The sequence below is a fragment of the Vibrio sp. 378 genome (assembly GCF_033339435.1).
The window spans coordinates 1-828 of the sequence record NZ_JAWOUO010000344.1 but is presented as its reverse complement, the minus strand read 5'-3'; the positions used below and the strand labels follow the sequence as shown (position 1 = coordinate 828).

1 protein-coding gene is annotated in these 828 nt (G+C 45.7%); it reads right to left on the bottom strand.

Going from position 1 to position 828, the window contains the following annotated elements:
* Nucleotides 1–109: 109 nt before the first annotated feature.
* Nucleotides 110–828 (bottom strand): zinc ABC transporter permease subunit ZnuB (gene znuB / locus R7Q48_RS26170; RefSeq protein WP_318133102.1); only part of this gene is annotated, 719 nt, incomplete at its 5' end.

Below are 828 nucleotides of genomic sequence, written 5' to 3'. Positions count from 1 at the left end.
CATTGCCAGGCTTTTTTGTATCTGATCTTGTATTGATTTTGTATGTAAGCCAGCAATAGCACTGAGAATTCTTAATCACCAGCTCCGTTTGCTTAACCTGTGCTTATAACTAAGCTTTCCGCTGAATCAGTTGGCTCAGCATAAACAAAGAAGTCGCACTGATCACCACTGACGGGCCTGCTGGTGTGTCGAAGTGCCAAGACAGACTCAGTCCCATCAGAACTGAAATCGCACCTATGATGGATGCGAAGAATGCCATTTGTTCTGGTGTAGAAGACAACTTACGCGCTGTTGCTGCTGGGATGATCAGTAGTGAAGTCATGATAAGGGCACCGACAAACTTCATACCTACCGCAATCACTACGCCCACCATCAGCATCAAGACCAGACGAATTAAATCTGTGTTCACACCTTCTACAGCGGCTAGCTCTTCGCTGACGGTACTTGATAATAACGGTCGCCAGAATATGTACAAACATGCACTAACGACAATTACGCCGGCATAAATAAACATCAAATCTTCTGGTGATACAGCTAATAAATCACCAAATAGGTAACTCATTAGATCGACACGAACATTGTCCAAAAAGCTTACTGACACCAAACCGATAGACAAAGAGCTGTGAGCCAGAATTCCGAGTAGGGTATCTGTGGCCACCAGTTGCTGCCTTTGCAGTGTTACAAGGAGTACCGCTAATGCCAAACAGCAGACTAGCAGCGCAAGATAGAGGTTAACGTTCAGTAAGAACCCGAGAGCGAGCCCCATTAACGATGCATGGGCAAGAGTGTCACCGAAGTAGGCCATTTTGCGCCATACAACAAAAGACC